The sequence below is a fragment of the Sphingomonas ginsenosidivorax genome, from assembly GCF_007995065.1.
GTDB lineage: Bacteria > Pseudomonadota > Alphaproteobacteria > Sphingomonadales > Sphingomonadaceae > Sphingomonas > Sphingomonas ginsenosidivorax.
The window spans coordinates 163550-184570 of record NZ_VOQR01000001.1 but is presented as its reverse complement, the minus strand read 5'-3'; the positions used below and the strand labels follow the sequence as shown (position 1 = coordinate 184570).

The 21021-nt window shown below is 68.6% G+C and carries 16 protein-coding genes and 2 pseudogenes; 10 read left to right on the top strand and 8 right to left on the bottom strand.

All coding sequences use genetic code 11. The features are described from left to right. Nucleotides 1–18 precede the first annotated feature (18 nt). The 3 genes from FSB78_RS00805 (at nucleotide 19) to FSB78_RS00795 (ending at nucleotide 3713) form a co-directional block, all read left to right on the top strand. Nucleotides 19–1404: a glycoside hydrolase family 88/105 protein gene (locus tag FSB78_RS00805; RefSeq protein WP_147079130.1), complete on the top strand. Its 1386-nt coding sequence runs from the start codon at nucleotides 19–21 to the stop codon at nucleotides 1402–1404. A gap of 64 nt (nucleotides 1405–1468) precedes the next feature. Beyond that, nucleotides 1469–2794, top strand: a complete 1326-nt coding sequence (pelA, locus tag FSB78_RS00800; protein WP_147079128.1) for a pectate lyase — start codon at nucleotides 1469–1471, stop codon at nucleotides 2792–2794. Between the two features lie 109 nt (nucleotides 2795–2903). Further along, nucleotides 2904–3713, top strand: a complete 810-nt coding sequence (locus FSB78_RS00795) for an IclR family transcriptional regulator (protein ID WP_147079126.1) — start codon at nucleotides 2904–2906, stop codon at nucleotides 3711–3713. A 53-nt stretch (nucleotides 3714–3766) separates the two neighbouring features. Here FSB78_RS00795 and FSB78_RS00790 read toward each other — a convergent pair whose 3' ends face one another. Beyond that, the gene (locus FSB78_RS00790; protein WP_147079124.1) at nucleotides 3767–4150 is read right to left on the bottom strand and encodes a hypothetical protein; all 384 of its coding nucleotides are present in this window, start codon (nucleotides 4148–4150) and stop codon (nucleotides 3767–3769) included. A 174-nt stretch (nucleotides 4151–4324) separates the two neighbouring features. Then, the gene (locus tag FSB78_RS00785; RefSeq protein WP_147079122.1) at nucleotides 4325–4528 is read right to left on the bottom strand and encodes a hypothetical protein; all 204 of its coding nucleotides are present in this window, start codon (nucleotides 4526–4528) and stop codon (nucleotides 4325–4327) included. A gap of 180 nt (nucleotides 4529–4708) precedes the next feature. Between FSB78_RS00785 and FSB78_RS00780 the strand changes: the two genes are divergently transcribed. Both FSB78_RS00780 and FSB78_RS00775 read left to right on the top strand, forming a co-directional pair. Then, the gene (locus FSB78_RS00780) at nucleotides 4709–4927 is read left to right on the top strand and encodes a hypothetical protein (protein ID WP_147079120.1); all 219 of its coding nucleotides are present in this window, start codon (nucleotides 4709–4711) and stop codon (nucleotides 4925–4927) included. Beyond that, complete coding sequence (locus tag FSB78_RS00775) at nucleotides 4924–6738, top strand: hypothetical protein (RefSeq protein ID WP_147079119.1); 1815 nt, start codon at nucleotides 4924–4926, stop codon at nucleotides 6736–6738. Before FSB78_RS00780 ends, FSB78_RS00775 begins: the two co-directional genes overlap by 4 nt. A gap of 30 nt (nucleotides 6739–6768) precedes the next feature. On the opposite strand, the gene FSB78_RS00770 is transcribed toward FSB78_RS00775, so the two are convergent. From FSB78_RS00770 to FSB78_RS00760, 3 genes are all read right to left on the bottom strand, one after another. Next, entirely contained in the window at nucleotides 6769–8835 is a 2067-nt protein-coding gene (locus FSB78_RS00770) for a putative bifunctional diguanylate cyclase/phosphodiesterase (protein ID WP_147079117.1), read from the bottom strand. Nucleotides 8836–8982: 147 nt separating this feature from the next. Next, nucleotides 8983–10302 (bottom strand): methyl-accepting chemotaxis protein, encoded by a 1320-nt coding sequence (locus FSB78_RS00765; protein WP_242007893.1) that lies wholly within the window; start codon nucleotides 10300–10302, stop codon nucleotides 8983–8985. Nucleotides 10303–10502: 200 nt separating this feature from the next. Then, nucleotides 10503–12650 (bottom strand): putative bifunctional diguanylate cyclase/phosphodiesterase, encoded by a 2148-nt coding sequence (locus tag FSB78_RS00760; protein WP_147079113.1) that lies wholly within the window; start codon nucleotides 12648–12650, stop codon nucleotides 10503–10505. A gap of 483 nt (nucleotides 12651–13133) precedes the next feature. On the opposite strand from FSB78_RS00760, the gene FSB78_RS00755 reads away from it, so the two are divergent. After that, nucleotides 13134–15122 (top strand): PAS domain-containing sensor histidine kinase, encoded by a 1989-nt coding sequence (locus FSB78_RS00755; RefSeq protein ID WP_147079111.1) that lies wholly within the window; start codon nucleotides 13134–13136, stop codon nucleotides 15120–15122. 18 nt (nucleotides 15123–15140) lie between these two features. Continuing rightward, complete coding sequence (locus FSB78_RS00750) at nucleotides 15141–15761, top strand: response regulator transcription factor (RefSeq protein ID WP_147079109.1); 621 nt, start codon at nucleotides 15141–15143, stop codon at nucleotides 15759–15761. Here the strand turns inward: FSB78_RS00750 and FSB78_RS00745 are convergent, their stop codons facing one another. Both FSB78_RS00745 and FSB78_RS00740 read right to left on the bottom strand, forming a co-directional pair. Next, a complete protein-coding gene (locus FSB78_RS00745) occupies nucleotides 15762–16121 on the bottom strand; it encodes a hypothetical protein (RefSeq protein WP_147079107.1) in 360 nt (119 codons plus the stop codon). It lies immediately after the preceding gene. Between the two features lie 344 nt (nucleotides 16122–16465). Next, on the bottom strand, nucleotides 16466–16825 hold the full coding sequence (locus FSB78_RS00740; RefSeq protein WP_147079105.1) for a flagellar biosynthesis regulator FlaF: 360 nt from the start codon (nucleotides 16823–16825) through the stop codon (nucleotides 16466–16468). Between the two features lie 144 nt (nucleotides 16826–16969). Here FSB78_RS00740 and FSB78_RS00735 point away from each other — a divergent pair, with 144 nt between their 5' ends. From FSB78_RS00735 to FSB78_RS00725, 3 genes and pseudogenes are all read left to right on the top strand, one after another. Continuing rightward, nucleotides 16970–19396 carry an HAD family hydrolase gene (locus FSB78_RS00735; RefSeq protein ID WP_147079103.1) on the top strand — a complete coding sequence of 809 codons (2427 nt, stop codon included), beginning with the start codon at nucleotides 16970–16972 and terminating at the stop codon, nucleotides 19394–19396. Further along, complete coding sequence (locus FSB78_RS00730) at nucleotides 19393–20229, top strand: class I SAM-dependent methyltransferase (protein WP_147079101.1); 837 nt, start codon at nucleotides 19393–19395, stop codon at nucleotides 20227–20229. The genes FSB78_RS00735 and FSB78_RS00730 overlap by 4 nt, the downstream gene beginning before the upstream one ends. A gap of 112 nt (nucleotides 20230–20341) precedes the next feature. Then, nucleotides 20342–20731, top strand: a pseudogene (locus tag FSB78_RS00725) (motility-associated protein); the annotation flags it as partial. Nucleotides 20732–20736: 5 nt separating this feature from the next. Here FSB78_RS00725 and FSB78_RS00720 read toward each other — a convergent pair. After that, nucleotides 20737–20970: pseudogene (locus FSB78_RS00720) on the bottom strand (sigma-70 family RNA polymerase sigma factor); the annotation flags it as partial. Between the last annotated feature and the right edge of the window lie 51 nt (nucleotides 20971–21021).

Genomic DNA, 21021 nt, shown 5'->3' with positions numbered 1-21021 from the left:
ACGTTTGCAGGAGGCAGCATGAGCGTGTCCGGATACTGGGTCGGCTTGGCGGCCATTGCCGTCGCGCAGGCTGGACCGCTTGCCGCCCAGCCATCACCGACTCTGGGCGTCGAGGCGGCGTGGCAGGCCGTGCCGCCGCGGCCGTCGCTCGATTTTCCCGCGACTGCGGTGCCCGACAGTGCTGCGGTGCTGCGCGCGCTCGACTATGTCGTGGCAGCGCAGATCGCGGAGCTGAGCCGCCGCCCCCTGCCGCTCGCGACTGGCGGCGCGCTCGACAGCATCGCGTCGAACTGGGTGGCGGCGACCTTCTATGTCGGCGCGGCGCGGCTCGCGCGGGTGTCGCCACGGCCCGAGACGCTGCGCTTCCTGACCGCGACCGCCGAGCATTACAATTATGCGGTCCGCGGTGCGCGGTCGGGGGCGACGATGCTCAACGCCGACGATGTCGCGATCGGTGATCTCTACGAGGAACTGTACGCGCGCCGACGACAGCCGGGGACGCTGCTGCCGCTGCGGCAGCGGCTCGACTATATGGTGCCGCATCTGGCGCGGACGCAGGAGACCGAGGCGCTGGTCTGGTGGTGGTGCGACGCGCTGTTCATGGCGCCGCCGGTGCTGGCGCGGATGTCCGCGCTGACGGGCGATCCGACCTATCTGCGGGCGATGGACAAGGAATGGCGGCGGACCGCGGCGCGATTGTGGGATCCGAAGCAGCGGCTGTTCTTTCGCGACGCGCGCTTCAAGCGTCGTGAGGGCACGCCGGTCTTCTGGTCGCGCGGCAATGGCTGGGTGCTTGCCGGGCTCGCGCGAACGATCGAGGCGATGCCCGCCGACTTTGCGGGACGCGGCTATTATACCGACCTGTTCGTGAAGCTCGCGACGCGGGTCGCGGGGCTGCAGCAGGCGGACGGGCTGTGGCGGTCGAGCCTGCTCGATCCGAAGGGCTTTCCGGAAGCCGAAACGTCCGGGTCCGCCTTGCTGCTCTACGGGCTCGGCTGGGGGGTGAACCATGGCCTCCTGCCCCGTGCCGCGTTTGTGCCGAAGGTGACGCGCGGCTGGGCGGCGCTCAACCGCCAGGTCCTGCCGAACGGACTGCTTGGCGCCGTGCAGAAGACCGGCGACCAGCCGGTGCCGACGCTGCCCGGCGAGACCGGCCTGTATGGCACCGGTGCCTATCTGCTCGCGGGGCTGGAGGTCGCGCGGCTCGGCCAACCGCCGCGTGCGCTGCCCGAGCCGGAACCGGCGCGCGACGCCCCCGCGCTGATCGTCGCGACGACGCCGCAGCCGCCGCCCCCCGCCACCGTGGTCGGCGACGCCGAGCTACGCCGTCGCGCGGTCGAGATGCAGGCGGTGCGCGCACTGGCCTACGACCCCGACACGCTTCCCCCGGCGCCGCAGCCGTGAGGCCGCCGATCGGCCGGCGCCTCCCCCCACCCATCCCGTTCCTAATCGAAAGAGGATCGTTCGCATGACGTACAAGCCATTCCTGCTCGCGCTGGCCCTCGTCGCGGCGCCGCCCGCGACCGCGCGTGTCATCGGCAAGAACACCCCCGCCGAGCGCGTGACCGCCGCGCGCATCGCGACGCTGCCGACCGCACGGCAGGGCGCGTGGCGGACCTATCTTCAGCGCTCCGAAACGCAGCGGGCGGCGGACCGCGCATCGCTCGCCGCCGAGCTGAAGCCCGGGCAGACGCCCCCGCCCCCGCCGCTTGCGGTCGGTGGCGGCGAGGGCGGCATGCCGCTCGACCGCGACGCCGCTTGGTATGGCGGGCCCGAGGCGCGCGCGATCGCCGACACGATCGTCAGTTTCCAGACGCCCGCGGGCGGGTGGAGCAAGAACCAGAACCGCGCCGGCCCCAAGCGCTTGCCCGGGCAGCGCTTTGCCAATGATGCCGAGACGATGAACCCCGACCGCTCCAATTTCGATGCGCCGGACGACCGCTACTGGACCTTTGTCGGGACGCTCGACAACGACGCCACCACGCTGGAGATGAAGTTCCTCACGCGGGTGGCGCGGGCGCTGCCGGGAGCGCAGGGCGCGGCGTACCGGGCGAGCATCGTCAAGGGCATCGGCTATCTGCTCGCCGCGCAATATCCCAATGGCGGCTGGCCGCAGATCTGGCCGCTGGAGGGCGGGTTCCATGACGGCATCACCTTCAACGACAATGCCGTCGCGCAGGCGGCGATGCTGTTGCAGGCGGTCGCGCACGACCCCGGCTACGCGTTCGTGCCGGCGTCGCTGCGCAAGGCCGCGGCCGCGTCGGTCGAGCGCGCGGTGGCGGTCATTCTCGCGGCGCAAGTCCGGGTGGATGGGCGCGGCGCGGGCTGGCCGCAACAGGTCGATGCGCTGACGCTCGCGCCGATCTCCGCGCGCAACTACGAACCGCGCTCGATCGCGAGCGGCGAGACCACCGACATCCTGCTGTTCCTGATGGACCAGCCCCGTACGCCTGCGATCACGCGGGCGGTCGATGACGGCATCGCCTGGCTCAAGGCGCGCGCGATCTACGGCCAGGCCTGGACCGGCAAGGGCACCCCCGAGGGTCGCCGCATCGTGCCGCAAAAGGGCGCCGGGCCGATCTGGTCGCGCAACTACGACCTGGTCACCGGCCAGCCGATCTTCGGCGACAAGGACCAGTCGATCCACGACGACGTCAACGACATCTCGATCGGTCGTCGCAACGGCTATAACTGGTACGTCACGCAACCGCTGCAAGCGATCGCCGCCTATGACGCATGGCGGGCCGGCACACGGGCGATCACCCCGAAACCGGTATCGTTGAGGGTGCAATGATCCGGTTTGGAATGGATCCGGTCCGTGGTAGACGCGGCCGCCATCAACGGGAGGGCGTGTCGGGACGGCCGGCATGACCGCGACCGACGCCAAGGGAGGACGCTGACACATGACCGAGGTCGCCGATCGCACGCGGGACCCGTCCGGGAATCCGGACGAGGCCGTGGCCCGTATCGTCGGTGCACAGACGCTCGAGCGCGGGCTCGACCTGCTGGAGCGCGCGGCGCGCGATCCGATGTCGATCCTGGACCTGATCCGCCAGTCGGGCATCAACCGGGGCGTGGTCTACCGGCTGGTATCGGTGCTGACCGCGCGCAACTATCTGTCGATGACGAGCGACGGGCGGCTGTGCGGCGGTTCCACGCTGCTGCAGCTGGGACAGGCCGCCTCGGCCTCCACCGACATCGTCACGGTGACGCAGCCGCATCTCGAGGCGCTTGCGCAGCGGACCGGCCTCAGCGCGTTTCTCGCGCGGCGCGACGGCGATCATTCGGTCCATCTGTCGCGGGTCGCGGGGACCGAGCGGATCGCGGTGACCTCGCAACCCGGGACGCGCCGGTTGCTGCCGGAGACGGGCCTCGGCAAGACGCTGATGAGCGACGACGATCGCGCGAATTGCGAGCGGTTGTGCGACCGGGTCGACGAGCGGTACCGACAGGCGGACCTGTACGACCAGCTGGCGACCGTGCGGACGAAAGGCGTCCTGAACCAGATCGGTCCGGCGCCCGATTTCATCAATTCGGTCTGTGCGCCGATCCGCGACGCTGCCGGCCGGATCGTCGGCGCGATCAACATCGCCGCGCCCGCGCATTATCTCGATGCCGAGACGATGGCGCTCTACACCCCGCTGGTGACGGAGACGGCGCGAGCCGTCAGCCGTGCCCTCGGCGCCGTGGACCGGACGACCGCTGCCGGATGAACCGGGATCACCCTGACGCCGCCGGACGGCCGGCGGATCAGGGCCGCGGGCGATCAGGCGGTGGCGGACACCTCGGTGATCAGGACGGACGCGATGTCGCCGTCGTGCAGCACGGTCGTCAGTCCCTGGCGGAGTAGCGCGGCGTCCACCGGCATCCGCGGCGAGGCGTGAAGGCGCGAGAATTCGATCGCCTGCCCCACCGCGGTCGCACGCAGCACGGGGAGCTTCTGGGTCAGGCGGGCAAGAGCCGGTTCGTCCGGCGCGGTCAGTGCGACCGTGATGCGCAGCGCGCCGTCGAGCCGATCGGACGCGACGATCGGCACGACGATCGGTTTCATCGCCAGGATCTGCGGGGGCTCGTGCGACGACCCGGCACGCGCTCCGGCGGCAGGTTCGGCGGTAGCGGCCGTCAACGACAGCAGCAGGAGCAGTCTCACTGGCATGATCGGAATGGGACGAACTCCGGCGGTGGCCGCATCTGGGTGCGGGCCCCTGTCATCATAGATTCTCATTATAGACGATCCGCGGACCGGGTGGCGCGCCGCACGATTTTCTAGATTTTCGCATATCGCGCTCGCAAGTAACGGTCGGTCGCGCTGCGCGCGTCCAGCCTAAGTATCGCGCGGCGTCCTGGCCGGCGTGATCGAGGGGACGACGCGACCGAGTTCGTTCAGCCGCGTGAGCGTCGTCTGATGCGCGGTGCAGATAAAGGCACCAACGACGAACTCCTGCAGGCTGTCCGCGAGTTCGAGGCACCGCGCGAGCTGCGCTTCGATCACGCGAAGCGTCTCCGCGGGGTTAGAAGGATGGGTCATGGGTCGGGCCTTTGCCGGTGTTCGCTATCCTATGATTTATAGCTGCGGCCCGGCTCCCTCCGTCGCGGGGGCGCACAACCACGTGTTCGTACGGATGGCGGGCGGGTGGCGCTGCGTGATGCGGCAGTCCGGGCTTCGGTCCCTCTATAAGGAAGAGATCGACCGAAACGCGGGAAAGCAATGAGCAGCGACCAGAGACCGGCCCGTACCGTCATCGTCGCGCCCGATGCGGCGCGCGTCCCGCCCGAGCGTCGTGCGGTCGATCCCGTCGGCGACACCACCGCGCCTGCCGCCGGCGCAGCACCGCGGACGCTGTTGTTGTCCGGGCTGTTCCTGTTCGCCTGTGTGGCGGGTGCCGTCGGCGTCGCGTTGGCACCGTGGCTGATGTCGGGACGATGACCGCGCGGTTACCGTCGATCGTCGCGCTGTTGCTGGCATCGGCATCGGCATCGCCACCCGGAACGCGCTCGGCGGTACAATCCGGCACGTCGAATGCGGCGGCAGGACCGGGCGACCGTGCCCGCGTGGCCGTGAAGCCCGCGCTGCTGCCCTTCTCTCCGCATCTGTCGAACCTGCCGCTGCTGACCACGCCGCAGGGCTGGCAACGCGCAGGTCGCCGCGGCTGGGAAGGCCTGATCGCCGCGGGACCGGCCGATCGGCAAGCGGCACGATGGACCTATGCGAACGCTGCGATCGCAGACGGCCGGGCACAGGAAGCGATCGGTGCGCTCGACGTCATGCGGCAGGACGAACCGGACCTGATGCTGGTGCCCGCGTTCCGCCTCGCGCTCGGTGCGACGCTCGCGATGCTCGACCGGGCGACCCCCGCCGTCGACGCGCTGTCGACCGATGCGCTGGCGGGCAATCCGGAGGCCTGTGCCTGGCGGATCCTGGCGCTCGCACGCGGCGGTCTGCCCGGGCCGGCGCTGGGCCAGGTCCGCTGCGCCGTCCCGGCGCTGAACGCGCGCCCCGCCAACGCGCGCGCGCCGTTCCTGCTCGCCGCCGCGCGGGCCGCCGCCGATCTCGGCAAGCCCGCGCTGACGATACAGTTGCTGGAGACGATTCCCGCGGGCGACCCGGCGGCCAACCTGCTGCGCGGCCGCGCGACCATCGGCCTGGGCGACGATGCCGGGGGCCGGTTGCTGCTGGGACGCGCGCGCCAGAGCGGCGACGATGGACAACGGATCGATGCCGACCTCAGCCTGATCGAGGTCGCCGCGCGGGCCGGCGCGCTCGGGGGCCAGGACAAGGCGACGCTGCGCCGCATCCGGTTCGTCTGGCGCGGCGACGACATCGAGGTGCGCGCGCTGCGGCTGAGCATCGACCTCGCGCGCCGCGCGCATGACCTGCCGGCGACGCTCGAGGCGGGAGCGACCCTGTTCCGGTATTTCAGCGGGGGCGCCGATCGCGCCGCGCTGGTCGCCGAGCTGCAGCAGACGGTCGCGCAGCTGCTCGCGCCCGACAGTGCGTTGCCGCTCGACCGGATAGCCGGGCTCTATTGGGATTACCGCGATCTGGCCCCGGCCGCCGCAGCGGGCGACCTGCTGGTATCGCAGCTGGCGGACCGGCTGCAGGCCGCCGGGTTGTACGAGCGTGCGGGCGAGCTGCTCGATCACCAGCTGCGCGTGCGCACCCGCGACCTTGCCCAGGGGCCGCTATCCGCGCGCGTCGCGTCGCTGTTCATCCTCGCGGCAAAGCCCGCACGCGCGCTGTCGGCGCTTCGCGATACCGACGGCTATGCCTATCCCGACGAGATGCTGTGGAACCGCCACCGCGTCGAGGCGATCGCGCTCGACCAGGTCGGGCGGACGGCGGAAGCGATGGCGGTACTGCAGGACGTCCCCGACGCAGCGGTGATCCGCGCCGAGATCGCCTGGAAGCGCCATGACTGGAAAACCGTGGCCGCCGACGCGCCGCCGCCCGCGGGGGGCGGGCGCCTGACGACGGTGATGCAGGCGCGGCTGCTGCGCTATGCGACCGCGCTGGCCATGCTGGGACGCGAGGGCGATCTGGCGCAGTTGCGCGTCCGCTACGCCGGTGCGTTCACCGGGCTGCCGACCGCGGCGGCGTTCGCGGCGTTGACCGATGCGGTGGGCGCAGTCGATCCGGCCGCGCTGAGCGCTGCCATGGCTGCAATTCCCTCCGCCAGCCCTGCCGGCGGGATCGCGGACCTGATCGACGCGGCGCCGGGCGTGGTTCGCCAGAACTGACGCGACCGCCGCTTCCACGGTATCCGACTGTTACGTAGTACTCAGGTCCGGCGTCGATTGCCGCCGCGGCCGTGCCCTGCGCGAGCGCAGCGAGGGCGGCGCCGGCCTCATCCCCTCGCCACCCGGTTCGCGCTCCACCGGCGTAGGGCAGGCATAGCGGTTGCCGCCGCTTCCTCGCGCGAGCCATGACAGGAGCGCGGGCATCGTCATCGCGCTGCCGAGCAGATAGCCCTGCCCGATCCGGTACCCCAGACGGCGGACCTCGCGAAACTGCCGCTCGGTCTCGATCCCCTCGATGATGCAGGTGAGGTGGAGCGTGGTGCACAGCCCCAGGATCGCCGTGATGATCTTGCTGCCGGGATCGTCGTCCATCCGCGCGACGAAACTCCGATCGACCTTGACCTTGTCGAGCGGGAGGCGGTGGAGCGAACTGAGGCTGGAATAGCCGGTCCCGAAATCGTCGAGCGCGATCCTGATCCCCAGCGCGCGCAGCCGGTCGATCGCGATGATCGCCGCGTCGAAATTGCGCATCAGCGCGGTCTCGGTCAGTTCGAACGTGATGCGCGAGGGATCGGCCCCCTCCTGCTCGATCGCGTCGATCAGCTGGTCGACGGTCTCCGTCGAGACGATGTCGTGCGCCGAGAGATTGAACGACAGGCCGATCGCCCGGGGCAGGACCGCGAGGCTCGCCAGTGTCTTGCGAAACAGGATGAGCGTGATCTGGTTGATGAGCCCGACGCGCTCGGCCATCGCGACGAAGCGGTCGGGCGCCACCACCCCGACCAGCGGGCTGGTCCAGCGGCCGAGCGCCTCGACGCCGACGATCGTCATGGTGTCGAGGCACATCAGCGGCTGGAAGACGACGTGGAGTTCGGCATGGAGATCGGCCGACTGGAGTGCGGCCTCTGCCGCGCGATCGGATCGGATCCGCATTTCCTGCTCGCTCGAGAACAGGGCGCATCCCCCGCGGCGCTGCGACTTGACGTTGTAGAGCGCATAGTCGGAACGATCGAACAGCGCGTTCGCGGTCGTGCCGGCGTCGGGGTAGATCGCCAGCCCCCCCGAGCAGCCGATCGTCAGGCGGTTGTCGTTGATCTCGAACGGCTGCGACAGGAGGTTGCAGATCCGCTGTCCGGTCGCACCGACATCGGCGATGTCGCTCTGGACGATCAGCCCGAACTCGTCGCCGCCGAGCCGCGCGATGATCGCGTCCTGGCGCGTGAAATCGGCGAGCCGTCGCCCGACCTCGACGAGCAGGCGGTCGCCGACGATGTGGCCATAGGTGTCGTTGATCGGCTTGAACCGGTCGAGGTCAAACACCCCGACCGCGAACCGCTGGCCGGTCGCCTGGTGCTCGCGCAGGACCTCGTCGAGGCGGGCGAAGAAGTACCGGCGGTTGGGCAGGCCGGTCAGGACGTCGGTCAGCGCCAGCCGGGCATTGTCGAGGCCGAGCCGCTCCGCCTCCGACTGTTGCGCCGCGAGGCTCGCCTGCGAGCGGATCAGCTCGGCAAACCGGTCGAAGCTGGTGAACAGCACCCGCAACGTCACCGACGTCACCAGCATGAAGTTGAAGGCGATCGCGATCATCACCGCGTCGCCCAGCCACAGGTAATAGGCGAGCACCGAGACGGTGACGATGACGTGCACCAGCAACGCCACCTGGGGCACGTAGACCAGGCAGAAGATGCAGCCGATCACGGTGACCGCGGTAAAGACGGCGATCCGCGCATGTTCGAGCGGTCCGCCATATTGATCGAGCAGCGCGGCCCAGACCAGGAAGGCGGACGCGGCCACCGCGGCGGATACCATCGTCCTGCGCAGCACGCTTCGCGCGCGCTCGACCGTGATCGTCTCGACCTGCTCGGCAAAGGCCAGCCAGTAGATCATCCGTGCGACGCAGACCGCGATCAGCAGACCGGTCCCGCCGACGGTGAGCCAGGTCGGCGCATAGGCGTGATGGGTGACGGATACGGCCAGCGCCGTGATGACGAGCAGCGCGTAGAGCATCGGGTTCTGGCGGCGCAGCTCGCCATATTGCGCGATGACGATACCGGGATCGGTCGCGAACCTCAGCCATGCCCCGAATTGCCGAACCATCGTCACATCCCTGTATGCCTCTCGGCGGACCCGGCCGGGCGACTGAGAGGCGCACGCCGGCGGTACGAGGCGGGCGCGATGCGCTTGCGGGGCGCGGCGAGCCGGGTGTTGCCGCGCCCCGCAAGCGCCCCTTTGTCGGTCCCGATGCTAGCGCAGCAGCGCGGGGACGGCGGCGGATGGCAGGGGGCGTGCCGCGGCGGCTGCGTTGGGTGTGAAGTCCCCCGTGCCGAACGCACTGCGGACCTTGGCCCGTACGCCCGTGCTGCGGATCGTGAAGCGATTGGCCGCCTCGGTCAGTGCGCCGACCTCGCCGCTCAGGTTGCGCGCCGCCGCCGAGGTTTCCTCGACCATCGCGGCGTTCTGCTGCGTCGATTCGTCCATCGCGCGGATCGCCGACGAGATCTGGGTGATCGCGGCGGACTGGGCCTGGTTGTCGGTCGCGATCGTCGCCAGCAGCTCGTGGACCTGCCCGACGTCGCCCGAGATACCCTCCAGCGCGCCATCGACCTTCTGGACCGCCTTTACCGCGATCACGATCTCGGACTGGGTCGCGGTCAGCTGGTCACGCGCGCGCTTGGCTTCCTCCTCCGCGCGCATCGCCAGCGCCGAGACGAGATCGGCGACCACCGCGAAGCCGCGACCGGCATCGCCCGCACGCCCCGCCTCGACCGCGGCGTTCATCGCCAGAACGCGCGTCTGGAACGCGATCTTGTCGAGCCCCTCGATCACGCTGTCGATGCCCTTGGCGCTTTCCGAGACCCGGCCCATCGACTGCACCGCCTCTGCGGCGACCGCGCGGCCGCTGCCGACGGTCTCGATCGCCTGGTCGGCGCGCCCGACGGTGCTCTGCGCGGCAACCGCCGTTGCCTTGAGGCGACCGTCCATCTGCGTCACCGCGGCCGCGGTCTCCTCCAGGCTGGCGGCATTGCCTTCGGTACGGCGGGCCAGATCCTCGGACGCCTGCGCGATCTCGCTGGAGCCGGTGCGGATCGTCGCGGCGCCGTCGCTGACCGACGTGATGAGCGCGCGCAGGCTGTCGAGTGCGGCGTTGAAGTTGGTCTTCAGCGCGAGATATTCCTCGGGAAATTCCATCTCGATCTCGGCCATCAGGTCGCCCGCCGACAGTTGCTCGAGATGGTGCGAGACCGTGTCGACGACGATCTTCTGCTCGCTCGACTTGTCCATCTGGACCGCCAGGTCGCGGAAGGTGAACATCGCCTTGGTCAGCCGGCCGACGCAATCGCCATAGTGCGTGAACTGGATCGGGCTCGCCAGATCGCCGGCAGCAAGCCCCTCCATGCGGACGACGGTCGTCACGTACGGATCGGCGATCGCGGTGCGGCACCAGGCGCCCACCACCGCGGACAGTGCGGCCATGACCGCCGCCACGCCGACGCCGGCGACGAGCCCGCTGAACGATGTCGCCAGCGCAGCGCCGATCGCGCCGAGTGCGACCAGGGCCGTCATGATGCAGAACGTCACGAACAGTTTCTGCCGGATGGGAGCCGTTTCACGATACCATGTCATCATTGTCTGGATCTTTCGGAGACTAGCCCGAAGGCCGTTGCACATTCATTTTAGACGCGAATTGTCCGACGCCGTTCGCGAGGGATCGATTCTTGCCTGTTTCGCGATAGTGTCCGGTGGTTGCGCAGACCGCGGGCGGTTCAGCGCGCGGTGTTCGCGATCGGACCGGTTGCCGAATGACGGTGCAGGGTCGCGCTGTTCTTCATCACGAACTGGCCCGCCTGCGCCGCGGTCATCGCCTTGCCGAACAGATAGCCCTGCCCGAAGTCGCAGCCCCAGTCGGCGAGGCTGGCGAGCTGTTCGGGATCCTGTATGCCTTCCGCGGTCGTCGATAGGCCCAGGCTCTTGCCGAGGCTGATCATCGCGCGGACGAGGATGTTGCCCTCGCCTTCCTGCTTCATCCGCTCGATCCGCTCGACGAACGACCGGTCGATCTTGATCTTGTCGAACTTCAGGTCGCGCAGCTGGTAGAGGCTGGCATAGCCGGTGCCGAAATCGTCGAGCGATATCGTCATGCCGAGATCGCGCAGCGCGAGCAGCAGCGTCTTGGTCGCATCGAGATCGGTGATCAGCGCATTCTCGGTCACCTCGATCTCGATCCGGGAAGGCGATATCCCGGTCTGGTCAAGGATCGCCTTCAACCGTGCGGCGAGCAGCGGATCGCTCAGCTGGCTGGGCGCGAGGTTCAACGACAAGGTGAGGTTCGACGGCCAGGGTCGCGCATCCTCGCAGGCGCGGCGGAAGATCTGGTAGGTCATGTCGGTCAGCAGGCCGCGTTCGTCCGCCGCCGCGATGAACTGGTCGGGCATGATGATCCCGCGGGTCGGGTGATGCCAGCGGGCGAGGATCTCGAAGCCGACCACCTCGCCACATTCGATGCCGACGAGCGGCTGGTAATAGGGCCGGATCTCGCCATCCGCGATCGCGCGCCGCAGTTCCGTATCGATGAATGCGCGGTGCTGCGCACGGTCCTGCATCGATTGTTCGAAGAGCTGGCACGACGCGCCGGGTTCCTGCTTGGCGCGGTACAGCGCGAGACCGGCGGCGCGCAGCAGTGCGGAGGGGTTGGCGCCGTCCTGCGGATAGAGCGCGACGCCGATGGTCGCGCCGACTTCGAGCCTGGACCCGGCGATGTCGATCGGCTGCACCACGATGTCGCGGATCCGCTGTCCTGCCGCCACCGCGTCGTCGGTGCCCTCGCGGATCGGAACCACGACGGCGAACTCGTCCCCCCCCAGTCGCGAGATGACGCCGAGGTCGTTCCGGTGGCGAACGAACCGGTCGGCCAGTTCGCACAGCACCATGTCGCCGGTTTCGTACCCGTGGATCTCGTTGATCGGCTTGAAGCGCTTGAGGTCTATCAGCAGGACGGCGCAGCGCGCGGCGGGATCCTGCGTCGCGCGCATCAGCGAATCGACGAACTGCCGGCGGTTGGGAAGCCCGGTGAGAATATCGTTCCGCGCCAGGCTGTCGGCATGCGCCTGCGCCTCGCGCGTCTGGCAATGCGCGACTTCGAGTTCGCGCGCGCGCCGGCGGAAGATCTCGAGCGCCCGCACCAGCGCACCGACCTCGTCGTCGCGCTCGCCGCCGCCGACCGCGACATCGAGATCGCCTGCGGCCAGATCGGACAGCGACCGGGTGATGTCGGTCAGCGGACCGACGACCTCTTCGCGGACGTATCGCAACAACAGCAGTTTCAGGACCGCGCCAAGGACGCTCAGAACGAACAGCGCGAGGATGATCATCTCGCCGTTGAACTTGGCCCTGTCCTCCATGGTCTTGGACGAGTGCATCAGCCCAGTCGCGAGCGTGTCGATGGCCGCATCCATGTCACGATGCGCGACCTTCAGCCGCGCCCGGTAGATGCTGGATCGTTCCGATTGCGACGCCCGCTGCGCCAGCGCCGTCTCCGACGCCAGCCATTGCCGGGCGTTGGTCCTGTACCGGTCCCAGGACCGTTCGAACCCCGCGACATCGGCGGCGGCAGCCGGCCCGTCGGCGAGCGCTTTCAGCGCCGCGATCCTGGCGTCGACGGCCTGGGTGTTGCGCAGGACGATCGCGCCGCTCCGCGGGTCGGGATGGAGGACCAGTTCGGCTTCGGCGAGGTGCTGGTCGGACAGGATAGCGGCGATCTGCCGGGCCGTGACCAGGCTTTGCATGTGCCGTTCGTGCTGCAGGTTCGCGCTGCGCGACACGTAGATCGCCGACAGGACGCCGCACGTCATCAGGCCATACAGGACAAACCCCAGCACCTGGATTCTGACGAGCGCTGTTCCGATACTTTTCATGACACCCCGCCGGCTCTCGAACCTCTATTCCTGGAAGGACCCGAGACCGCGTCCGCGGGGCTTTCCGTTGAACATCCCGAAGCACTCAGGTCATTATAGACTAGAGGATCGGCAGAGACGGGATGCTCGCCAGAATAGGGAAGGCAGACGTCGAGCAGAGACCGCTGCCGCGATCATGGCAATCGCGGTACTGCCATCGCCTTTGCGCTATTCGGGCTCGACGACCGTTGCCCCATCCTGCCGCGGACCTCGCCTTGCGAGATATATCCGACACCTAGACGCGGGCAGACAATTTGACAGGTCGGGACGACGCCCGACAACTACGGCAATTTCGCCCAACGCAAATTATACTAAAGTACATTATATAGGAATTTATAATTTGGGTTATTAGTCAGTATCATTCGGACAAGACGATTCAAAACCATTCTGGGTGTATTAGCGGCGGCGATGGGGCAACATTCTACACAGGTTACCGCCGCCCCGATGTCCGGTATCGTCCGAACCGAGCCCTACGCTCTTCTTGCGATCGTTCTCGGGGGCGCCGGCCTACTGGCCCGCTGGAACGGCTATTCTCTGCCCGAAGGGTATGCCAACGCCGGCCATGCGGCCAACCCCTTGGCATTGCTTGCCTATATGGCGCTCGCGGGGGCGGGGTTGGGGGGGGTGCGGGGGTGGGGGATGATGCGGCGGGTGTTGCTCGCGGTCCCGGTATTCATCATCGCGCTCGCCGTGTTCCGCATCTCGCTGGGTACGCGGTTCGCGACCGGATCGCTGATCGCGCTCGTGCTGGGTCGGCCGCAGGCGACGGCGCTGATCGACCAGTTCAAGCCCGTCGGCGTGATCACCGTCGCCACGCTGGGCATGCTCACGCTCGCCACCGCGATCATCAACCGCAGCGGCCGCGGCGCCACCTGGGCGATCGTCGCCCTCGTCAGCGTGGCGATGGGCGTATCGATCGTCGCCGGTGTGGCCGTGGTGACCCAGGTCGATGCGGAGGATGCCGCATCGCAGGCCATGCTGCCCGCCTTGCTGCCGATCGCACAGGCGATACCGATCGGGATCGGGCTGTTGCTGTGGCGCGGCCGGTACGGCTGGTCGGACATCCTCGCGCTCGGCGCCACGCCCGGCAGGATGTTCCGGCGCGCCTTCCCGCTGGTGATGATGGTCCCGGCGCTCATCGCGCTGTTCGACATCTTCACGATCTCGGCCGAGATACTCCCCACGCTGATCGCCGACATCTTCATCGCGGGCTGCAACATCGCCATCTTCTCGGCGCTGATGCTGTGGTCGATGACGATGGTGTCGGCCGAGCACGTGGCGCTGGCCGAGGCGACCACCGCGATCCGCAGCGAGCGCGAAGCCGAGCTGCTCGAACAGCACGAACTGCTGCAATCGATCCTGAAGACCGTGCCGTCCGCGCTGGTGGTGTTCGATGCGCGGGGCGTGATCAAGGCGTTCAGCGCCTCGGCCGAGCGCATCTTCGGCCATGCCGCCAAGGACGTGATCGGCTGCAGCGTCGAGATCCTGTCGTCCGGTCCGGATCGCAACTCGATCGCGGCCTACGTCACGCGCTACCTGGCCACCGGCGTCCGCGAGATGTCGGATGGCACCCGACCGCTGTACGCGCGCCGGCGCGACGGTACGATGATCCCGGTCGAGCTGTGGCTGGGCGACCTTCAGGTCGGACCGAACCGCCTCTTTACCGGCTTCTGGAAGGACATTTCCGAGCGCCTGGCGAACGAGGAACGCCTCGCCTCGATGCGGAGCGAACTGCTCCACGTCGCACGGTTGAGCGCGATGGGCGAGATGGCGGCGGGGCTGGCGCACGAACTGAACCAGCCGCTGGCGGCGATGGTCTATTTCCTCGGCGCGTTCGAGCATCTGCCCGACGACGAGACGAACCGCGAACGCGGGCTGGCGCTGGTCCGGATGGCGTCGCAGCAGGCGATGCACACCGGCGAGATCGTCCGCCGGATGCGTACCTTCGCCAGCAACGACGATGCCGAAATGCGCGTCGAGCCGATCGCGGAGGTGCTGGACGATGCGATCGCCGTCACCTTCCTCGACGGCGGGCGGTACGACATCCAGCTGGTCTACGATCTCGATCCGGCGGCGGTGAACATCCTCGCCGACCGGGTCCAGATCCAGCAGGTGTTCGTCAACCTGGTGCGCAACGCGATGGAGGAACTGGGCAAGAGCCCGCCCGGTCACCGCACCATCACGATCGCGACCGAACTGATCGATCCCGAGACGGTGGCGTTCAGCGTCGCCGATACCGGACCCGGCATCGACGCCGCGATGATCGAGCAGCTCGGCATGCCGTTCTTCACGACCAAGGGGACGACGGGCATGGGCCTGGGCCTGTCGATCTCGCGCCGCATCATCGAGGCGCATGGCGGCGTGCTGACCGCCGCCAACGGCCCGGCGGGCGGCGCGGTCTTCCGCTTCACCCTGCCCCATATCGACGCTTAGCCCCGGAAGGAAAGTTGGATGGCGACCCGGAATATCTACATCGTCGACGACGACCAGTCGGTCCGTGCCGGCTTGCAGAGCCTGCTGGCGACGCAACCCAGCCTGATGGTCTTCACCTATCGATCGGGCGAGGACTTCGTGGCGCAGATCGCCGACCTCGAACCCGGCTGCCTGCTGCTCGACTACAACATGCCGGGGATGGACGGCCTGGACGTGCTGGAGGCGATCGCCGACGTGCGGGACCGGTTCGGCACGATCATCCTGACCGGGCAGGGCGCGATCTCGGTCGCGGTCCGGGCGTGGAAACTGGGTGCGCTGGACTTCCTCGAAAAGCCGTGCGACCCGGCGCTGCTGCTGCAGGCGGTCGAGAGCGCGTTCACGATCGTCGAGCAGGACCAGCAAAAGGCGTCGGTCGCCGAGCGCGCGAAGAAGAGCGTCGACAGCCTGACGCAGCGTGAACAGGACGTCCTGCTCGGCCTGATCGAGGGCCGCGCCAACAAGCTGATCGCCTATGACCTCGCCATCAGTCCGCGGACGGTGGAGATCCACCGGGCCAAGCTGATGGCGAAACTGGGGGTGCGCAGCCTGTCCGAGGCGCTGCGGATCGCCTTCGCCGCCGGGCTGATCCCGATACGATGATCAGACCGCGAGTTCGCGTCGCCACCGGTCGATGATCGGCGGGATGGCAGCGGGCGCCTGCCGCCGATGCACCAGCGCGACCCCTTGCGTTTCCGGGACCAGTTCGACGAGCGTGTGGGTGATGATGATGTGCCAGCCGGTCCAGCACTGATCGTGCAGCGTTTCCGTCCAGTCGCGCGGCTGCGATGCGATCAGCGTTTCCTCGATCACCAGGATCGCGCTGTTTCGCAGTGCCGCATTCAGCGTCGGATCGAGATGGTCCGCGGTCGAGATCGGGGTCTCGCCCGCCATCGTCAGATAGGCCGCGAGGATGGCGCGCAAGCCCGGGTCCACGATTGCCAGGATCAGCGGCCGCTCCATCGGACGCCTCCGCTTTTCGCAGACCCGGTTATCATATCGTGGACCATGATAGCGTTATACACACCAATCTGATTGTAATAATGGCCAATGAATAGGTACATTTACCTATAGCAGGGCCCTCTTCGTGCGCGCTGCCCCCAAACGGGGCCGCGCGATCCGAACGGCCGGCGGTCGGGCCGGCCTGTCTGCACTATAGGTGATCCGGGATAGCGGAGGGTCGACTAGGTAGTCGTCGCGCGCGCCGGCGGACCGGCGCCAGCCGAGACGAGGCATTAGGCTGCGCGATGATGCAGTGCGGTAGCGGAGGGGTCGAGCGTGGACTGCGGCGGGGCGGCGGCGGGCGATCAGCCCGGCAGGCCGGTGCCCGACAGTCCGTCGATGATGTCGCGGTTGACCGCAATCAGGTCGTCGATCGATTCGCGCCCGACGACGACGTCGCTGGTGAACTGATCGACCCATAGCGCGAGCGACACGATGCTCGCGCGCATCGCGACGGGCAGCGCGTTGCCGCTGCTGCCGCACGCGGCCGAGAAGGTGCTCCACAATTCGCGGTTCCGGTGCAGCGGCTCGATCAGCGCGCCGCCGCGGCGGCCGGCGTCGCGCGCCTGCATCATCTCGCCGGTGATCTCGCACATCAGCCGGCGTTCGGCCTGGCGGGGCGTCTCGACGATGCTGCGGGCACGTTGATAGGCGTTGAGCGACATGGGCATTCCTCCGGACTGATACCGCATTCTAGACGGTTCGGGCGCGGAAGCGCGCGCGCACCCGCGATGCGCAGCTCATCCTATAATGGATGAACGCCCTCCCCCGAGCGGCATCTCCCCTCTCCTGCCGAGGACCTGCCCCGCATGACCGACACGATCCTTGCGCGCGATCTTTCCACCGCCCTGGATGCGTGGCCCGGCTTGCGCGTGCTGTCGCTCGACTGTTTCGACACGCTGCTGTGGCGCGATACGCATGCGCCGCAGGACGTGTTCGGCGCGCTGGGCGCCCCCAATGCGCACCAGCGCGTCTGGGCCGAACAGCGCGCGCGCGGCACCGCGACGCTGCGCCATCACCGCAACGAGGTGAGCATCGCCGAGATTTATGCCGAGCTCGCGCCGAACGCGACCGCCGACGCGCGTGCGGCGATGGTCGCGCACGAGTTGGCGACCGAGGCACGCCACTGTTTCGGCTTCGCGCCGGTCATCGCCCTGATGCAGACAGCGCGCGCCCGCGGGCTGATGGTCATCGTCATCAGCGACACCTATCTCGACCGCGAGCAGCTGGGCGCGTTGATCGCGCACGCGGCGGGCGCCCCGGTCCGCGCGCTGATCGACCGGATCTATTGCTCGTCGGATTACGGCGTGTCGAAGGGCGAGGGCCTGATCGGCAAGGTGGCCGCGCAGCTCGGCGTGCGGCGCGACGCGATCCTGCACATCGGCGACAATCGCGCCGCCGATCTGGTCGCGGGGCAGAAGGCGGGGGTGCACGCGCTGCACCTGAAACAGTTCGGCACGACGACCGAGCAACGCCTGCGCCTGGAAGCAGCAACAAGCGCGATGATTCATCCAGGTACCGCCATCGGCGAGGCCGCCGACGTGCCGGCCGCGCAGCCGCACCGCGCCGCGATCGCGGTCGCCGAGCCGGGCATCGACGATCCCGCCGAGCGGCTCGGCTATACCACGATCGGTCCCGTGCTGCGGGGTTTCGCCGACTGGATCGCGCGCGAGGCCGCGACGCTGCGAACGACCTGTACCGGCCGGGTGCATGTGCTGTTCCTCATGCGCGACGGGCATCTGCCGCGCCTCGTTCAGGACGCAGTCGCGCCGGACGGCATTTCGCACGCGATCGAGATCAGTCGGTTCACCGCGACCGCGGCGACGTTCGAGACCGAGGACGACGTGACGCGCTATCTCGAAGGGGAAGCGGGGAGTTCGGCGGACGCGATCCTGACGCAGCTGCTGTTCGTACCCGCCGAGATCGCGGTGATGAAGCGCGGACTGCCCGCGCAGGGCGCGCACGCGGCGCTGGTGAAGGCTATCCGTGCGCCGCACCGCATGGCGCGTATCCTGACGCGATCGCGCGCGTTCGCCGAACGGCTGTGCGGCTATCTGCGCGCGACCGTGGCGCCGGATGCGAGCGACACGCTGATGCTGGTCGACCTGGGCTATAACGGGTCGGTCCAGAACCAGGTCGAACCGGTGCTGCGCCGCGCCCTGGGCGTCGCGGTCGCCGGCCGGTACCTGCTGCTGCGCGAACAGGACATGCCGGGGCTCGACAAGCGCGGCTTCATCGGCGCGCGCCACTACGACGCCAACACGCTCGAGGCGCTGTGCGGCAATGTCGCGGTGCTCGAACAGCTGTGTACCGCGGCGCAGGGGTCGGTCGTCGACTATACCGCCGACGGCCACTCGGTGCGCGCGGCGAACGCGATCAAGGGCGCGCAGAGCGAAACGCGCGACGCGGTGCAGCGCGGCGCGATCCGGTACGCGCGGGAGGCTGTCACGCCGATCGTGCGCGCCAGCCCGGCAACCGACATCGACGTGCAGCGCCGCGCCGCGGTGTCGGTGCTGGCGCGGCTGATGTTCCTGCCGATGCCCGACGAGCTGGCGGTGCTCGATCAGTTCCAGCACGACGTCAACCTGGGCGGCGGCGAGGTCGTGCCGCTGTTCGACCGCGCGATCGCGCAGCGTGGGCTGCGCCAGCGCGGGCTGTTCTACATGCGCGGATCGGAACGCATGTACCTGCCCGCCGAGCTTCACGGCGAGGGGCTGGCGGTCAAGCTGACGCTGCTCGCGCACAAGCGGTTCGGGCTGGCGCTGAAATATGCCGATTTCATCGACCGGACGATCACCCTGCCCGTGCTGATCGCGGACGGCCGCACCGTCGATACCGCGACGATCACCGCGACGCCGACGCATGACGGCTATTTCGTCGCGCCGATCCCGATCAGCGACTGCCGCTATGCGATCGGGCTGCAGTTCGGCCAGCTGTACGAATGGCTGCAGGTCGAGAGCGCGGTGTTCATGCCGGTCGACCGTTTCCTGAGCGACCGCCAGCGCGCGGGCGCCGAGGAGGTCGCCGCGGTGCCGACGCTGGAGGGGATGGAGCAGGCCGGGCCGCATCTGTTCCGGTGCGAGGACCGCGCCGCGTTCATGATGATCCCGCCGCCGCCGCGCGCCGATGCGCGCGCGATGATGCTGGCGGTCGTGTTCCGGCCGATCGTCGCGCGCGACGCCGTCGATACGCCGCCGGCCGGGTCCGCGCGCGCAATCATGGAGGTCGCACGGTGACCAATCTGCTGATCCATTCGATGGCCGAGTTTTCGGACCTGATCCTCGGCGCGCTCGACCTGGCGGGCGCGCGGCACGTCGTCGAGATCGGTGCCGAGTTCGGTGGCATGTCGCAGGTGCTGGCGGACCATGTCGCGACCGTCGACGGCCGGCTGACGAGCATCGACCCGTCGCCTGCCCCCGCCTTTGTCAGCTGGGCGGCGCGGACGCCGCACGTGACGCATCTCGCCGCCCCCAGCCTGGAGGTGATCGCGGACCTGCGCGACGTCGACGCGTGGCTGATCGACGGCGATCATAATTACTACACCGTCCTCAACGAGCTGCTGGCGGCCGACGCCGTGTGCGCGCGCGACGGCAGGCCGCTGCTCGCGTTCCTCCACGACGTCGGCTGGCCGGCCGGCCGGCGCGACATGTACTACGCGCCCGATCGCATTCCCGACGCCTATCGCCACGCGCATGAATTCGGCGCCGGCGCGATGCTCGACCAGGTCCGGCTCGTGCCGGGCAAGGGGTTTCGCGGCAACGATGCCTGGGCGATGGCCACGCTGTCGGGCGGCCTGCGCAACGGCGTGCTGACCGCGGTCGAGGACTTCATCGTGCACGCCGGCGAAACCGGGCGGGTGCTGGCGTTCGCGCAGATTCCGGCGGTGTTCGGGCTCGGCATCCTGTTCGACGCCGGCGCCGCGTGGAGCCCCGCGCTGGCGACGCTGGTCGCGCCGTTCCACGACAATCCGCTGATCGCGACGCTCGAGCGCAACCGGCTGCTCAACTACCTCAAGGTGATCGAGTGGCAGGATGCGGCGGCGCAGGACCAGAGCGACGGCCCCAGGTAATTCGGGCCCCGGTAATTCGGGCCCCGGTAATTCGGACCTGCCGGACCCGTCCGGGACCGGCGCTCTCCTATAAACAAATACCATCCTCGTCCACGGAGACACTGTCCTCATCATGCTGAACGGCGTCGGTTTCCTTCTCATCCTCGGATGCGTGTTCGGCAGCTTCCTGATGTCGGGGGGCAAGATGGAGGTGATCCTCCATGCGCTGCCGCACGAGCTGATGGCGATCGGCGGCGCGGCGATCGGCGCGTTCGTGGTCGGCAACTCGCTGGCCACCGTCAAGAACGCCGGCAAGGGCCTGCTGCGCGTGTTCAAGGGACCGCGCTGGAAGGACAGCGACTATCGCGACCTACTGACGCTGATGTTCGGGCTGCTGACCACCTTCAAGAAGGGGGGCGCGACGGGCATCGAGCCGCATCTGGACGATCCCGCGAGCAGCCGGCTGTTCGCGCCCTATCCGCGGCTGCTGGCGGACCACCACCTGATCGAGTTCGTCTGCGACTAGCCCTGGAGCGCGCGGTGGACGGCGATCGCGCAGCACTGCTCCGCGTCCTCCCAGTGCGAGACCAGCCCGTACTGGCGGATGAAATGGCGGATGCGCGGCGCGATGAGCTTCAGGATCGCGGTGAACGCCTTGTCGATGTTGGCGCGCTGCCGTGCCGCGGACAGACCTTCGGTATTCATGTGCTGGGCGAGAACGGCGGCGACGGCGGCCTCCAGTGCGATCGTGGTCTTCGACATAGATATCCCCTGTTTTACGGGGCTTTCCGACCCTCTGGTCGCCCGCCCTCG